The sequence below is a fragment of the Pantoea dispersa genome, assembly GCF_014155765.1.
Classification (GTDB): Bacteria; Pseudomonadota; Gammaproteobacteria; order Enterobacterales; family Enterobacteriaceae; genus Pantoea; species Pantoea dispersa.
Genome location: NZ_SCKT01000003.1, coordinates 75,650 through 89,057, shown reverse-complemented (window position 1 = coordinate 89,057; position 13,408 = coordinate 75,650). Strand labels below are relative to the sequence as shown.

Here is a 13,408-nt window from a genome sequence, read left to right as displayed (position 1 = left end):
TCCTGACGCTGCCGCAGCAAGCTACTCTTTAAATTCGCTGGCGTCCAGTTCGTGGCGCGACAGCAGCTTATAAAACTCGGTACGGTTGCGTCCAGCCAGACGCGCCGCATGCGTCACATTACCTTTGGTCATCTGCAGCAGTTTGCGCAGATAGTTAAGCTCAAACTGGTTGCGTGCTTCGACAAAGGTCGGTAGCGCCGTGTTCTCGCCAGCCAGCGCCTGCTCTACCAGCGCGTCACCAATCACCGGCGACGTAGTAAGCGCCACGCACTGCTCAATCACGTTAACCAGCTGGCGCACATTTCCCGGCCAGCTGGCACTCACCAGCCGTTTCATCGCATCGACCGAGAAGCTGCGCACAAACGGTTTGTGGCGATCGGCCGACTGGCGCAGCAGATGGTTGGCCAGCAACGGGATGTCTTCGGCGCGTTCATGCAACGCCGGGATCCTGAGATTCACCACGTTGAGACGATAGTAGAGATCTTCGCGGAAGCTTTTCTTCTCCATCGCCTTCGGCAGATCGCGATGCGTGGCAGAGATGATGCGCACGTTGATGTCGAGATCGCGGTTGCTGCCCAGCGGACGCACTTTGCGCTCCTGCAGCACGCGGAGAAGCTTTACCTGCAGCGCCTGCGGCATGTCGCCAATCTCATCGAGAAACAGCGTGCCGCCTTCCGCCGCCTGAAACAGCCCTTCGCGCGCACTTACGGCACCGGTGAAGGCGCCTTTGGCGTGGCCAAACAGCTCGGACTCCAGCAGCTGTTCCGGCAGCGCGCCGCAGTTGATGGCAATGAAAGGTTTGCCGGCGCGCGGACTGGCAGCATGAATCGCCTGCGCCAGCACCTCTTTACCGGTGCCGCTCTGGCCGTTGATCAATATACTGACGTCAGATTGCGCCACCATGTGCGCCTGCTCCAGCAGCCGCAGCATCAGCGGATTACGCGTGACAATCGCTTCGCGCCAGCCGTCATCGCTGACCGGCGCGCGCTGCGCCAGTGCTTCGTCAATCGCTTTGTATAGCGCATCGCGATCGACCGGTTTGGTCAGAAAGCTGAACACGCCCTGCTGCGTGGCGGCTACCGCGTCCGGAATCGAGCCGTGCGCGGTCAGGATGATGACCGGCAGTCCGGTATGGCGCTTCTGGATTTCAGCAAATAGCGCCAGGCCATCCATTTCATCCATGCGCAGATCGCTGATCACCAAATCGACTTTCTCTTTCTGCAGATGACGCAGGGCTTCCGGCCCGCTGGCCGCGGTCGCTACCTGATAGCCTTCACTGCTGAGACGCATACCGAGCAGCTTGAGTAAGCCCGGATCGTCATCCACCAGCAGTAAGCGTGCGGCCTGTTTCATGATTACTGCTCCTCGCTTTGGGCATCGCTGGCACCGTGTGTGCTGTCGCCGCTGTCCGGCGCTTTGCGCGATGACAGCTGACGCTCGATGTCAGTCAGTCGCTGCAGTTTACGCTGGGTATCGTCCAGCGTTTGCCGCAGTTGCGTTTGCTGCTGACGCAGGCGATCCAGTTCGACGTCATTGCTTTGCTGCAGCGCGGCGTAGCGGCCGCGCGCCTCGCTCAGCTCCAGCTGCGCGGCCTGGTTACTGCGCCACAGCTGCAGCAGCGGACGCACCGCCGCCGGATAATCCGCGCTGTAGCTGTCGAGCGTATCAACGTACTGACGGCGCTCCACCGGCGTCACGTTGCCGTTCGCCAGCAGGATGCCCTGCTTAAAGGCGCGCGCCCAGTTCTGTACCGGCCAGCGCCGCGCTTCCGCCCGCGCTTCGGCCGCCGACAGCCGCTCACCGCAGTCGATAGCGCGCTGCCAGTAAAGTGGATTGCTCATGGCTGCCGGTGCTTCAATCTGCCAGACATTCTGGCAATCGGTGGCCAGATAATCCGCCAGGCGCACGTCCGGCTCCGGCAGGTTCACCGCACCGCGCGGCGTACTGCTCTGGGGCGGCGCCTGACAGGCGCTCAGGCCGATGGCAATCAGTGCGCCGACGAGAAATCGGCTGGATGTGAGTTTCATTAATCAGGCATTCCCGGCGCTGGTAGTCAAAATGATACGAAAACAGACGTCCGCGTCCGTGCGCGTGACCAACTGCAAATCACCCTGCATCCTGCGCAGGCAATCTTTGGCGATGCTTAATCCCAGCCCACTGCCTTTCACCGGCCCTTTGCGCTGCTGGCTCCCCTGATAAAAGGGCTCAAAGATCATCGCCTGCTCTTCAGCCGGAATCGGCGTGCCGGTGTTCGCCACCTCAATCCACACCTGGTTGCCCTTCTGCTGGCTCTGCAGCCAGATGTTACCGGATTCGCTACCGTAGTTCACGGCGTTCGAGTAGAGGTTATCAATCACCCGCTGCAACAGCGTCGGTTCCGCCAGACAATAGCGGGCCTGCAGATCGATATGCGTGTGCATCTGGCGCGCGCTGGCGGGCAGTGAGTGCACCCTGACGACGCTATCAATGATAGCGTCGATAGCCACCGGTTCCAGCCGCATTGGGCTGTCCGCCAGCCGGCGATTGTAGTCGAGCAGCTGTTCAATCAGCCGCTGCAGATGACGGCTGCTGGTGTCGAGAATGGCGACAACTTCCTGCTGTTCCGCATTGAGCGGGCCGGCAACCTGATCGGCCAGCAGTTCGGTGCCTTCGCGCAGGCTGGCCAGCGGCGTTTTGAGTTCGTGCGACAGGTGGCGCAGAAACTCATGCCGCTGTGCCTCCAGCCAGCTAAGACGTTCGCTGAGCCAGACGATGCGCTGTCCCAGCGAGCGAATTTCGCGTGGCCCGCGAAAACTGACGCTATTGCCCAGCGTTTTGCCCTCACCCAGCCGGTTAATCATGCGTTCGACGCGCTTAACCGGGCCGATAATCATGCCGGTGAACAGCAGTACCAGCACCAGACTGATTAAAAACAGTATCAGCGCCTGCCAGCCAAAAAACTGGCCGCGATCGGCAATTTCGCGCTGCAGCTGCAGGCCGCGTGAAAACACCACTTCACGCGTGGCCTGCACCATGCGGGTGTTGGCGGCGGAGAATACCTCCAGCGCGCTCGCCGCCGGTGCCAGCAGATTGCCGTTATCACACTGCAGCTTTTCCAGCTGCGGCAGCGCGCTCTGCAATATTTTGAACGTTGGCAAATCGGGCAGGCTGGCGGCATGGCTGCTGAGCATCTGGCCGTAGCGGCTCCACTGCGTTTGATACAGGCGTGCCAGACTGGCATCGCCCAGCACGCAATACTGGCGATAGCTACGCTCCAGCTCCAGCGCCGTACGCGCCATCGCCTCACTGCGACGCACGTCGGTGAAGGTGTTGCGGTTAGTGTCCGCCGCCTGATTACTCAATGCTGAAAGGCTTTCCCATGCCTGCCATGCCAGCACCAGCAGCGGCAGCAGCACCAGCAGAAAGGCCATTAAAACCAGTTGCCGCAGGGATCGGGGAAACAGACGCCATCTCTTCACAACCGCGCTTCCTTTGAGGTGAGTTGCAGGCATGCTAGCGAAGTCCGGCAAGGTTAGAAAGGCTGAAAACAAAAACGGCAGGCCTTTTGGCCTGCCGTGAGAGCGACGCCGCAGCATCGCCTGCAAAATAGGTGGAGCCTAACTCAACGTTGCGTCCGGTGCCTGATAACGTTGCAAAGCAAGCGATTATCGGTTGGGTGGACGGCAGGCTCCGTTTGGTGCGTCATTCGATATTTTATGAGCTCAACCGCAGTGCGGGGCAATCATAGACAGGAGAATGAGCAACGTAATGAGTATAGCAACTATCGTGCCAGAAAATAAATAACCTTGTTAATCAGCATACTGCCAGCTCAGAGAGGGAATTAACGACGCTTTCGGACCGGCTGGTCTGGAAAAAGTGTCGCCGATTAGCAACGGCTTTAACGCGCTAACTTCGCACCCATAAAAAACAACGATTTAAATGTCACCTTTTAGCGACAACTCAGTCATGGGATTGTCGTCATTTTCCGACATGCCACAGATGTCAGGGAATCACAGCGGATCGACAGCGGTGCCCACGCGACAAAAAAATAAAAAAGGCCGCGTTGAGCGGCCTTTGCACGGTGCCCGTGAATGGGCACCGGTAAGAGACAGGATTCAGGTTTAACCCAGCTGCTTGCGCGCGTTGCGGAAAATGCGCATCCACGGGCTGTCTTCGCCCCACTCCGCCGGATGCCACGAATTGCTGACGGTGCGGAACACGCGCTCCGGATGCGGCATCATAATGGTGACGCGCCCGCTTTCGTTGGTCACGGCGGTGATGCCGTTCGGTGAGCCGTTCGGGTTCGCCGGATAGGTCTCGGTGACTTTACCGAAGTTATCGACGAAGCGCAGCGCCACCAGCCCTTTCGCTTCCAGCTCAGCCAGATGCGCACCGTCACGTACTTCAACAAAACCTTCACCGTGCGAGACGGCAATCGGCATGCGTGAACCGACCATGCCGTCCAGCAGCAGTGACGGGCTGGCGGCCACTTCCACCAGGCTGAAGCGCGCTTCAAAGCGCTCGGACTGGTTACGCACAAAGCGTGGCCACAGCTCGCTGCCCGGAATCAGTTCACGCAGATTCGACATCATCTGGCAGCCGTTACACACGCCCAGCGCCAGCGTCTGCGGACGATGGAAGAAGTTTTCAAACTCGTCACGCACGCGGCTGTTGAACAGAATCGATTTCGCCCAGCCTTCGCCCGCACCCAGCACGTCGCCGTAGGAGAAGCCGCCACAGGCGACCAGCGCGTGGAACTCCTCCAGACCACGACGGCCCGCCAGCAGATCGCTCATGTGCACGTCAACCGCGGTGAAGCCTGCGCGGTGGAAGGCAGCGGCCATCTCAACGTGCGAGTTCACGCCCTGCTCGCGCAGCACGGCAACGCGCGGACGCGCGCCGGTGGCGATCATCGGTGCTGCCACATCCTCTTCCGGACGGAAGGTCAGCTGCACGTTCAGGCCAGGATCGTTATCGTCTTTCTTCGCTTCATGTTCCTGATCGGCACAGGCCGGGTTATCGCGCAGGCGCTGCATCTGCCAGGTGGTTTCAGCCCACCAGGTACGCAGGGTGGTACGGCTTTCGCTGTACACCGCGCTGTCGCCGGAGCGGATAACAAAACGGTCGCCCGGCAGCGCTTTACCGATGACGTGAACATTGCTGCTCAGACCGTGATCGGCAAACACTTTTTCCACGGCCGCGCGGTCGGCAGCGTTGATCTGCAGTACGGCGCCCAGCTCTTCCGTAAACAGTGCTGCCAGCGCATCGCTGCCCAGCGCGGCGATATCCGCCTCAATACCGCAGTGGCCGGTGAAGGCCATCTCAGCCAGAGTGACCAGCAGACCGCCATCCGAGCGGTCGTGGTAAGCCAGCAGTTTCTGCTCGCTGACCAGCGTCTGAATTGCATTGAAGAAGCCGGCCAGCTGCGCGGCATCGCGCACGTCGGCCGTTTTGTCGCCCAGCTGGCGATACACCTGTGACAGCGCCGTGGCGCCGAGGGTGTTGGCGCCGTTGCCGAGATCCACCAGCAGCAGCAGGTTGTCGCCTTCCGGCTGCAGCTGTGGCGTCACGGTGCGACGCACATCTTCAACGCGTGCAAAAGCCGTAATGACCAGCGACAGCGGCGAAGTCATTTCGCGCTGTTCAGTGCCCTGCTGCCAGCGGGTTTTCATCGACATGGAGTCTTTACCCACCGGAATGGTGATCCCCAGCGCCGGGCACAGCTCTTCGCCCACCGCTTTCACCGCAGCGTACAGACCTGCGTCTTCGCCCGGGTGACCGGCTGCAGCCATCCAGTTTGCCGACAGCTTCACGCGCTTCAGCGAACCGATCGCGGTCGCGGCCAGGTTGGTCAGCGCTTCGCCCACCGCCAGGCGGCCGGACGCAGCGAAATCCAGCAGCGCTACCGGCGCACGTTCGCCCATGGCAAACGCTTCACCGTGGTAGCTGTCGAGGCTGGCGGTGGTCACGGCGCAGTTCGCCACCGGGATCTGCCACGGCCCGACCATCTGATCGCGCGCCACCATGCCGGTTACGCTGCGGTCACCGATGGTCACCAGGAAGGTTTTTTCCGCCACGGTTGGCAGGTGCAGCACGCGGTTTACCGCATCGGCAATGGTAATGCCGTCCCGCACCAGCGCGTCACCTTTCGCCTGCTGGCTGGCCACGTCGCGCGTCATTTTTGGCGTTTTGCCCAGCAGCACGTCGAGCGGCATGTCAATCGGTTTGTTATCGAAATGGCTATCGGCAAGGTTCAGGTGCTGCTCTTCGGTCGCTTCACCAATCACCGCATACGGCGCACGTTCGCGCTGGCACAGCTCGTCGAACAGCGCCAGTTTGTCCGGCGCAACCGCCAGCACATAACGCTCCTGCGACTCGTTACACCACACTTCCAGCGGGCTCATGCCTGGTTCATCGCTGAGGATGTCGCGCAGGTTGAAGTTGCCGCCGCGGCCACCGTCGCTCACCAGCTCCGGCATGGCGTTAGACAGGCCACCGGCACCAACGTCGTGGATAAACAGAATCGGGTTGGCTTCGCCCAGCTGCCAGCAGCGGTCAATCACTTCCTGACAGCGACGCTCCATCTCCGGGTTATCACGCTGCACCGAGGCGAAGTCGAGATCGGCATCCGACTGGCCGGACGCCATCGAGGACGCCGCGCCGCCGCCAAGGCCGATATTCATCGCCGGACCACCCAGCACAATCAGCTTCGCGCCAACCACGATTTCACCCTTCTGCACGTGATCGGCGCGGATGTTACCAATGCCGCCGGCCAGCATGATCGGCTTGTGATAGCCGCGCAGTTCAACGCCGTTGTGGCTGTTGACCTGCTCTTCATAAGTACGGAAATAGCCGTTCAACGCCGGGCGACCAAATTCGTTGTTAAACGCGGCGCCGCCTAACGGGCCTTCGGTCATGATATCCAGCGCGGTAACAATGCGATCCGGCTTGCCGAAATCCTCTTCCCACGGCTGTTCAAAGCCGGGAATACGCAGGTTGGAAACCGAGAAGCCGACCAGACCCGCTTTCGGCTTCGCGCCACGTCCGGTGGCACCTTCGTCACGGATTTCCCCGCCGGAACCGGTGGCGGCACCTGGCCATGGCGAAATGGCCGTCGGGTGGTTGTGGGTTTCCACCTTCATCAGGATATGCGCGGCTTCCTGATGGAACTCGTATTCGCCCTGCTGCGCATCCGCGTAGAAACGCCCGACCTCAGAGCCTTCCATCACCGCGGCATTGTCTTTATATGCCGACAGGACGTGTTCCGGATGCTGCTCAAAGGTGTTTTTAATCATTTTAAACAGCGACTTCGGCTGTTTTTCGCCGTCGATAATCCAGTCGGCGTTAAAAATCTTGTGACGACAGTGCTCGGAGTTCGCCTGAGCGAACATATAGAGCTCGATGTCGTTCGGATTGCGGCCCAGTCTGGTGAAGGCATCGAGCAGGTAATCAATTTCGTCATCGGCCAGCGCCAGGCCGAGCGTGCGGTTAGCCTGCTCCAGCGCCTCGCGCCCTCCGCCCAGCACGTCTACGCTTTTCAGCGGCTGCGGCTCATGATGCGCGAACAGCTGTTCTGCCGCGCTGAGCTCCGTGAACACGGTTTCCATCATGCGGTCGTGCAGCAGGCTGGCCAGCTGCTGCCACTGCGCGTCAGTCAGCTGCGGTGCCTGTACATAGAAGGCCAGACCGCGCTCCAGGCGCAATACCTGTGGCAGGTCGCAGTTGTGGGCGATATCGGTGGCTTTCGATGACCAGGGAGAAATGGTGCCGGGACGCGGCGTCACCAGCAACAGACGCCCTTGTGGCGCATGTTCGGCGAGAGAAGGACCGTATTTCAGCAGACGCTGCAGGCGGGCTTGCTGTTCCGCGCTGAGCGGTGCGCTGACATCGGCGAAATGGACGTACTCGGCGTAAATATCACTCACCGGCAGATGAGCGTCCTGAAAGCGGGTCAGCAGTTTGTTTACACGAAATGCCGACAGAGCGGGCGAACCACGCAGAATTTCCATCATTAAAGATCTCTCGTCTTCGAAGCGCCGGGCGACGCTTCATGGGGCGCAACAGGGAAAACGGGCGGTATTATAGAGAAATGGCACGGGTTACGAAACCGTTTGCGCAGAAAAACTGAGCCTCAGGATTTGCCTGAATTTTGCGCAAATCTTGCTATATAAGTTGCCCTGTTGCGCTTTGTTGCGCAAAATGCCCCTCGCTCTGGGAGTGCAAAACAACATAAATACTGCCTTTAAAAGACAGAGGCCTGTGAGCCATTACGAGACAACTATTTGAAACGCCTGAAATTAAATTATCTGTTTATCGGTCTGATCACCGTGCTGCTTGCGCTGGCGCTGTGGCCGTCCATCCCCTGGTACGGGGGCGGAAAAGACGCGTTATCACAGATCAAATCGCGGGGAGTGTTGCGCATCAGTACCGTCAACTCGCCGCTGACTTACTACACCATCAATAATGCACCAGCCGGTATGGACTACGAGCTGGCGAAGCGTTTCGCCGATTATCTTGGCGTGAAGCTGGAAGTCACGGTGCGGCCCAACCTCGGCGACCTGTTTGACGATCTCGACGACGGCAAAGCCGACCTGCTGGCCGCCGGGCTGATCTACAACAGCGAGCGCCTTAGCCGTTATCAGAGTGGCCCGAGCTACTATTCCGTGTCGCAGCAGCTGGTGTATCGCATCGACAAGCCGCGGCCCAAAAACCTTGGTGATCTGAAAGGCCGGCTGATTGTGCAGTCCGGTTCGGCCTATCTGTCAACGTTACGTTCCGCCAAAGCGGACAGCTATCCCGATCTCGACTGGGCCATTTCCACCGATATGGGCCAGAAAGCGCTGCTGGAAGCGGTTGCCGACGGCAAGCTTGACTATACCGTGGGGGATTCGGTGACCATCGGCCTGCTGCAGCGCATCCATCCACAGCTGGCGGTGGCGTTTGATATTACCGATGAAGAGCCGGTGACCTGGTATCTGCCGCGTAACGATGACGATAGCCTGAACGCCGCCATGCTCGACTTCTACAGTCAGATGGGGGAAGAAGGCACCATGGCGCGGCTGGAAGAGAAGTATCTCGGCCACGTCGGCACCTTTGATTATGTCGATACCCGCACCTTCCTGCGGGCGATTGATAACACGCTGCCGGATATCAAGCCGCTGTTTGAGAAGTACGCGTCCAGTATCGACTGGCGCCTACTGGCGGCGATTTCCTACCAGGAGTCGCACTGGAATCCGCAGGCGACCTCGCCCACCGGCGTGCGCGGCATGATGATGCTGACGCGCAATACCGCTGACAGCCTCGACGTGAACGATCGTCTCGATCCGGAACAGAGCATTCGCGGCGGCAGCGAATACCTGCGGCGCATGATGGAAAAAGTGCCGGAGACCATTCCGGAAGATGAACGCATCTGGTTTGCGCTGGCGGCCTACAACATGGGCTACGCACATATGCTGGATGCACGCCGGCTGACCCAGAAACAGGGCGGCAATCCGGACAGCTGGGCCGACGTTAAGCTGCGCCTGCCGATGCTGAGCCAGAAGCGCTATTACGCGCAGACCACTTATGGCTATGCGCGCGGCCACGAAGCTTATAACTACGTTGAGAACATCCGTAAGTATCAGATCAGCCTGGTAGGCTATCTGCAGGAGCAGGAGAAACGGCTGGCGCAGCAGTCGGCGCTGGAAGCGGAACTCGGTGCCGGTTATCCGGCCGTCGAACCGAAGATTGCGATGAACTAATCGGCGCGCAGCGCCTGCCGCTGTGCGCGCTTCTGTTCCCGGCGCATACGGAAGAAGTCGCTCAGCAGCGTGGCGCACTCCTCGGCCAGCACGCCATGCGCAATCTCGATCTGATGATTCATGCCCGGATGGCCGATCACATCCAGCAGCGAACCGGCGGCACCGGTTTTCTCATCCTTCGCACCATAGACCAGACGGGTAATCCGGCTGTGCACCATGGCACCGGCACACATCACGCACGGCTCCAGCGTCACGTATAAGGTGGTGTCGAGCAGCCGGTAGTTATCAATCACTTTTCCGCCCTGACGCAGCGCCATAATCTCGGCATGCGCGGTGGGATCGCACTGGCTAATCGGCCGGTTCCAGCCCTCGCCAATCACTCTGTCGCCCTGCACCAGCACCGCACCGACCGGCACTTCGCCCTGCTCCCACGCACGCCGCGCCAGTTCAAGCGCGTGGCGCATCCAGTATTCATCAGTTTGTGGGTTCAACGGGCAACTCCTGCGGATTAACAAGGCGGCGCATTATAGACGGAATCCAGCTGCGATTCACTCCAGCTGTTGCAGTTCACCGCGCGGCGTCACGCGCCAGCGATGCTGGCAGAAAAACAGCAGCGGGTTATCCTGCTTGCTGTCGCTGTAGCCGCTGTACAGCTGCAGCGGCGTACCGATTTTTTCCTCGAGCTGCGCCACTTTTTCATGGCCGAGACAGCGCATGGCTAATACCCGGCCGCCACGGCCCGGCTTCATCTGGCTGGCGATCAGTTTTACGCGCGGCAGAAACGCGGAATCAAAATAGACCTGCTCCACCAGCGACTGCGGCGAGCCGGTAATCAGCCAGACATCGGCGTCTTCGCTACTGAGGTAGTCAGTCAGCCGCTGCTGCACCACCGGAAACGCGGTAACGCGCTCGCGAAACCAGCGGGCAAATTCGGCCTCACGCTGGCGCAGCGTGGCCTCACGATGGCCAAAGGTGATAGCCCACAGCAGCAGGCTCATCGGCCAGCGCGCGGCGCGGCCCTTTATCAGCATACCCATGCCGATGACCGGCAGCAGCGGCACCACCAGCACCAGATTGAGCGGCTGGCGGCGCAACAAATAACGCATAAATGTGCCAAACATGTCCTGCTGATGCAGCGTGCCGTCCAGGTCAAAAAATACCACGCGGCGATGCGAACCCTTTGTCAAACCCGACTCCTTTTTCTAAACGCGGCGATACCTGCTCTACAGTGTAGCCAGCATCGCGCGCCGGGGCGAAAGCTGTCATTTTTAATTCCAGTGGCTACAATGCCATTTGAATAGTTTATTCTCTGCGTCGGCGCGATGTCATCTGACATTCCTGGCCAGACATTTCCTTCCGCGAGCGGCTAAGCTGTGTGCGGGACTATGGATTAAGGATCGGACATGAGTTCATTGCTGCGAATTCGCCAGCTCTACCCACGCCTGGCGCTGAACGAGCGTCGGCTGGCGGATTTTTTGCTGTCGCAGCCTGATCGGGCACGGCATCTGAGTTCACAAAAACTGGCGGAAGAGTCAGGCGTCAGCCAGTCGAGCGTGGTGAAGTTCGCCCAGAAACTGGGTTACAAAGGCTTTCCGGCGCTGAAGCTGGCGCTGAGTGAGTCGCTGGCCGACCGCGATGCCATCACCGTGCACAACCACATTCTGAGTGACGATCCGCTTAAAGTTGTCGGCGAAAAGCTGCTGACGGAAAAGATTTCGGCGATTCGCGCCACGCTGGATATCAACAGCGAAGAGAAACTCACGGAAACGCTGCAGCTGCTGAAAAACGCCAACCGCATTTTGCTGGTCGGCATTGGCGCCTCCGGGCTGGTGGCGAAAGATTTTTCGTGGAAGCTGATGAAGATTGGCATCAACGCCGTCGCCGAGCAGGACATGCACGCGCTGCTGGCCAGCATTCAGGCGATGGCACCCGGCGATGTGCTGCTGGCAATCTCCTACACCGGCGAACGTCGCGAGATCAACCTCGCGGCGCAGGAAGCGGCGGCGATTGGCGCCGATGTGCTGGCGTTCACCGGCTTTACCCCGAATTCGCTGCAGCAGTGCGCGACGGTCTGCCTGTACACCGTCGCCGAGGAGCAGAGCACGCGCAGTGCGGCCATCTCCTCCACCAGCGCCCAGCTGGCGCTGACCGATCTGCTGTTTATGGCGCTGGTGCAAAACGATCCGGAACGCGCCTCCAGCCATATTCGTCACAGCGAGGAGCTGGTGAAAAAGCTGGTCTGATGAGCTGAGGTGAGTATAATAACCGCGCTTTTATTGTTGTTAACGGACTCACCTGATGGCCTTACTGATCACCACCAAATGCATTAACTGCGACATGTGCGAGCCTGAGTGCCCGAACCAGGCGATCAGCATGGGTAAATCGATCTATCAGATCGACGCTGACCGCTGCACTGAGTGCGTGGGTCATTATGATGAGCCGACCTGTCAGAGCGTCTGCCCGATTGATAACACTATTCTTTCAGACCCACAGCACGTGGAAAGTCGCGACGCGCTGTGGGAGAAGTTTGTGCTGCTGCACGCTTAATCTTCGATAATCACCGTGGCGCAGGCATAGTGGCGCTCGTCGGCCAGCGTGACGTGCACATGCTGCACGCCCAGCTGGCTGGCAATCACTTTGGCCTGTTCAAAGAAACGCAGGCCAGGCTTCCCCAGCGCATCGTTGTACACTTCAAACTGATTAAACGCTAAGCCGCCGCGAATGCCGGTGCCGAAGGCTTTTGCCGCCGCCTCTTTCACCGCAAAACGCTTGGCGAGGAAGCGCACCGGCTGCTGATGCGCCTGATACTGCTGCCACTCAGCTTCGCTCAGCACGCGGCGCGCCAGACGATCGCCGGAGCGTTCAATCACGCCGGCGATACGCTCGATTTCGACGATATCGCTGCCCAGCCCCAGAATGGCCATTAGCGACGCGCTTCCCGCATCAGCGCCTTCATGTCGCTGACCGCCGCTGCAAGACCGCTGAACAGCGCACGACCGATAATCGCGTGACCAATGTTCAGCTCATGCATTTCCGGCAGCGCAGCAATCGGCTGGACGTTGTGATACGTCAGACCGTGGCCAGCATTGACCTTCAGGCCGCGGCTGGCGGCAAAGGTCGCAGCGCTGGCGATACGCGCCAGTTCGGTATCGCGTGCCAGCCCTTCCGCTGCTTCAGCATAGGCGCCAGTATGGATTTCAATGTAAGGCGCACCGCTGGCGACCGCCGCTTCAATCTGGCGCTGATCGGCATCAATAAATAGCGACACCAGAATGCCCGCCTCGCTCAGCTGTTTGACTGCCGCGTTGACTTTATCCTGCTGACCGGCCACATCAAGGCCGCCTTCCGTGGTCACTTCCTGGCGCTTTTCCGGCACCAGGCAGACAAAATGCGGTTTGATGTCGCAGGCGATGCCCACCATTTCGTCGGTGACCGCCATCTCAAGATTCATGCGGGTATGAATGGTGTCGCGCAGAATCCGCACGTCGCGGTCGGTGATGTGACGGCGATCTTCACGCAGGTGCACGGTAATGCCGTCTGCGCCCGCCTGCTCCGCGACAAACGCGGCCTGTACCGGATCGGGATAATTTGTGCCACGTGCGTTACGTACGGTGGCGATGTGATCGATGTTGACCCCTAACAGCAACTCAGCCATGACAATCCTTAAATGTGTTCAGTATGTTTGCAGT

11 protein-coding genes are annotated in these 13,408 nt (G+C 59.7%); 3 read left to right on the top strand and 8 right to left on the bottom strand.

The features are described from left to right. Positions 1–21 precede the first annotated feature (21 nt). The 4 genes from glrR to purL form a co-directional block, all read right to left on the bottom strand. Complete coding sequence (gene glrR / locus H7K56_RS10470; protein ID WP_058758284.1) at positions 22–1,353, bottom strand: two-component system response regulator GlrR; 1,332 nt, start codon at positions 1,351–1,353, stop codon at positions 22–24. A 2-nt stretch (positions 1,354–1,355) separates the two neighbouring features. Then, positions 1,356–2,027 carry a two-component system QseEF-associated lipoprotein QseG gene (gene qseG, locus H7K56_RS10465; protein ID WP_150360872.1) on the bottom strand — a complete coding sequence of 224 codons (672 nt, stop codon included), beginning with the start codon at positions 2,025–2,027 and terminating at the stop codon, positions 1,356–1,358. Positions 2,028–2,030: 3 nt separating this feature from the next. Next, on the bottom strand, positions 2,031–3,458 hold the full coding sequence (locus H7K56_RS10460; protein ID WP_150360873.1) for a sensor histidine kinase: 1,428 nt from the start codon (positions 3,456–3,458) through the stop codon (positions 2,031–2,033). Between the two features lie 642 nt (positions 3,459–4,100). Then, on the bottom strand, positions 4,101–7,991 hold the full coding sequence (purL, locus tag H7K56_RS10455; protein WP_150360874.1) for a phosphoribosylformylglycinamidine synthase: 3,891 nt from the start codon (positions 7,989–7,991) through the stop codon (positions 4,101–4,103). A 270-nt stretch (positions 7,992–8,261) separates the two neighbouring features. Here purL and mltF point away from each other — a divergent pair, with 270 nt between their 5' ends. Continuing rightward, positions 8,262–9,719, top strand: coding sequence for a membrane-bound lytic murein transglycosylase MltF (mltF, locus tag H7K56_RS10450; protein WP_150360875.1), 1,458 nt, complete (start codon positions 8,262–8,264; stop codon positions 9,717–9,719). Here mltF and tadA read toward each other — a convergent pair. Both tadA and yfhb read right to left on the bottom strand, forming a co-directional pair. Then, complete coding sequence (tadA, locus tag H7K56_RS10445; protein ID WP_071813580.1) at positions 9,716–10,210, bottom strand: tRNA adenosine(34) deaminase TadA; 495 nt, start codon at positions 10,208–10,210, stop codon at positions 9,716–9,718. The genes mltF and tadA overlap by 4 nt on opposite strands. A 57-nt stretch (positions 10,211–10,267) precedes the next feature. Next, the gene (yfhb, locus tag H7K56_RS10440) at positions 10,268–10,906 is read right to left on the bottom strand and encodes a phosphatidylglycerophosphatase C (protein WP_010618503.1); all 639 of its coding nucleotides are present in this window, start codon (positions 10,904–10,906) and stop codon (positions 10,268–10,270) included. 216 nt (positions 10,907–11,122) lie between these two features. Here yfhb and H7K56_RS10435 point away from each other — a divergent pair, with 216 nt between their 5' ends. Both H7K56_RS10435 and H7K56_RS10430 read left to right on the top strand, forming a co-directional pair. Next, the gene (locus H7K56_RS10435; protein WP_150360876.1) at positions 11,123–11,962 is read left to right on the top strand and encodes a MurR/RpiR family transcriptional regulator; all 840 of its coding nucleotides are present in this window, start codon (positions 11,123–11,125) and stop codon (positions 11,960–11,962) included. A gap of 55 nt (positions 11,963–12,017) precedes the next feature. Beyond that, the gene (locus H7K56_RS10430) at positions 12,018–12,266 is read left to right on the top strand and encodes a YfhL family 4Fe-4S dicluster ferredoxin (RefSeq protein WP_150360877.1); all 249 of its coding nucleotides are present in this window, start codon (positions 12,018–12,020) and stop codon (positions 12,264–12,266) included. Here the strand turns inward: H7K56_RS10430 and acpS are convergent. Both acpS and pdxJ read right to left on the bottom strand, forming a co-directional pair. Beyond that, entirely contained in the window at positions 12,263–12,643 is a 381-nt protein-coding gene (gene acpS / locus H7K56_RS10425) for a holo-ACP synthase (protein ID WP_010617758.1), read from the bottom strand. The genes H7K56_RS10430 and acpS overlap by 4 nt on opposite strands. Next, positions 12,643–13,374, bottom strand: a complete 732-nt coding sequence (gene pdxJ / locus H7K56_RS10420; protein WP_150360878.1) for a pyridoxine 5'-phosphate synthase — start codon at positions 13,372–13,374, stop codon at positions 12,643–12,645. Before pdxJ ends, acpS begins: the two co-directional genes overlap by 1 nt. Positions 13,375–13,408: the final 34 nt, after the last annotated feature.

Excerpts from the sequence above, each read along its gene's own strand:
- glrR (WP_058758284.1), bottom strand. The coding sequence starts at position 1,353 with ATGAAACAGGCCGCACGCTTACTGCTGGTGGATGACGATCCGGGCTTA.
- qseG (WP_150360872.1), bottom strand. The coding sequence starts at position 2,027 with ATGAAACTCACATCCAGCCGATTTCTCGTCGGCGCACTGATTGCCATC.
- purL (WP_150360874.1), bottom strand. The coding sequence starts at position 7,991 with ATGATGGAAATTCTGCGTGGTTCGCCCGCTCTGTCGGCATTTCGTGTA.
- H7K56_RS10435 (WP_150360876.1), top strand. The coding sequence starts at position 11,123 with ATGAGTTCATTGCTGCGAATTCGCCAGCTCTACCCACGCCTGGCGCTG.
- H7K56_RS10430 (WP_150360877.1), top strand. The coding sequence starts at position 12,018 with ATGGCCTTACTGATCACCACCAAATGCATTAACTGCGACATGTGCGAG.
- acpS (WP_010617758.1), bottom strand. The coding sequence starts at position 12,643 with ATGGCCATTCTGGGGCTGGGCAGCGATATCGTCGAAATCGAGCGTATC.
- pdxJ (WP_150360878.1), bottom strand. The coding sequence starts at position 13,374 with ATGGCTGAGTTGCTGTTAGGGGTCAACATCGATCACATCGCCACCGTA.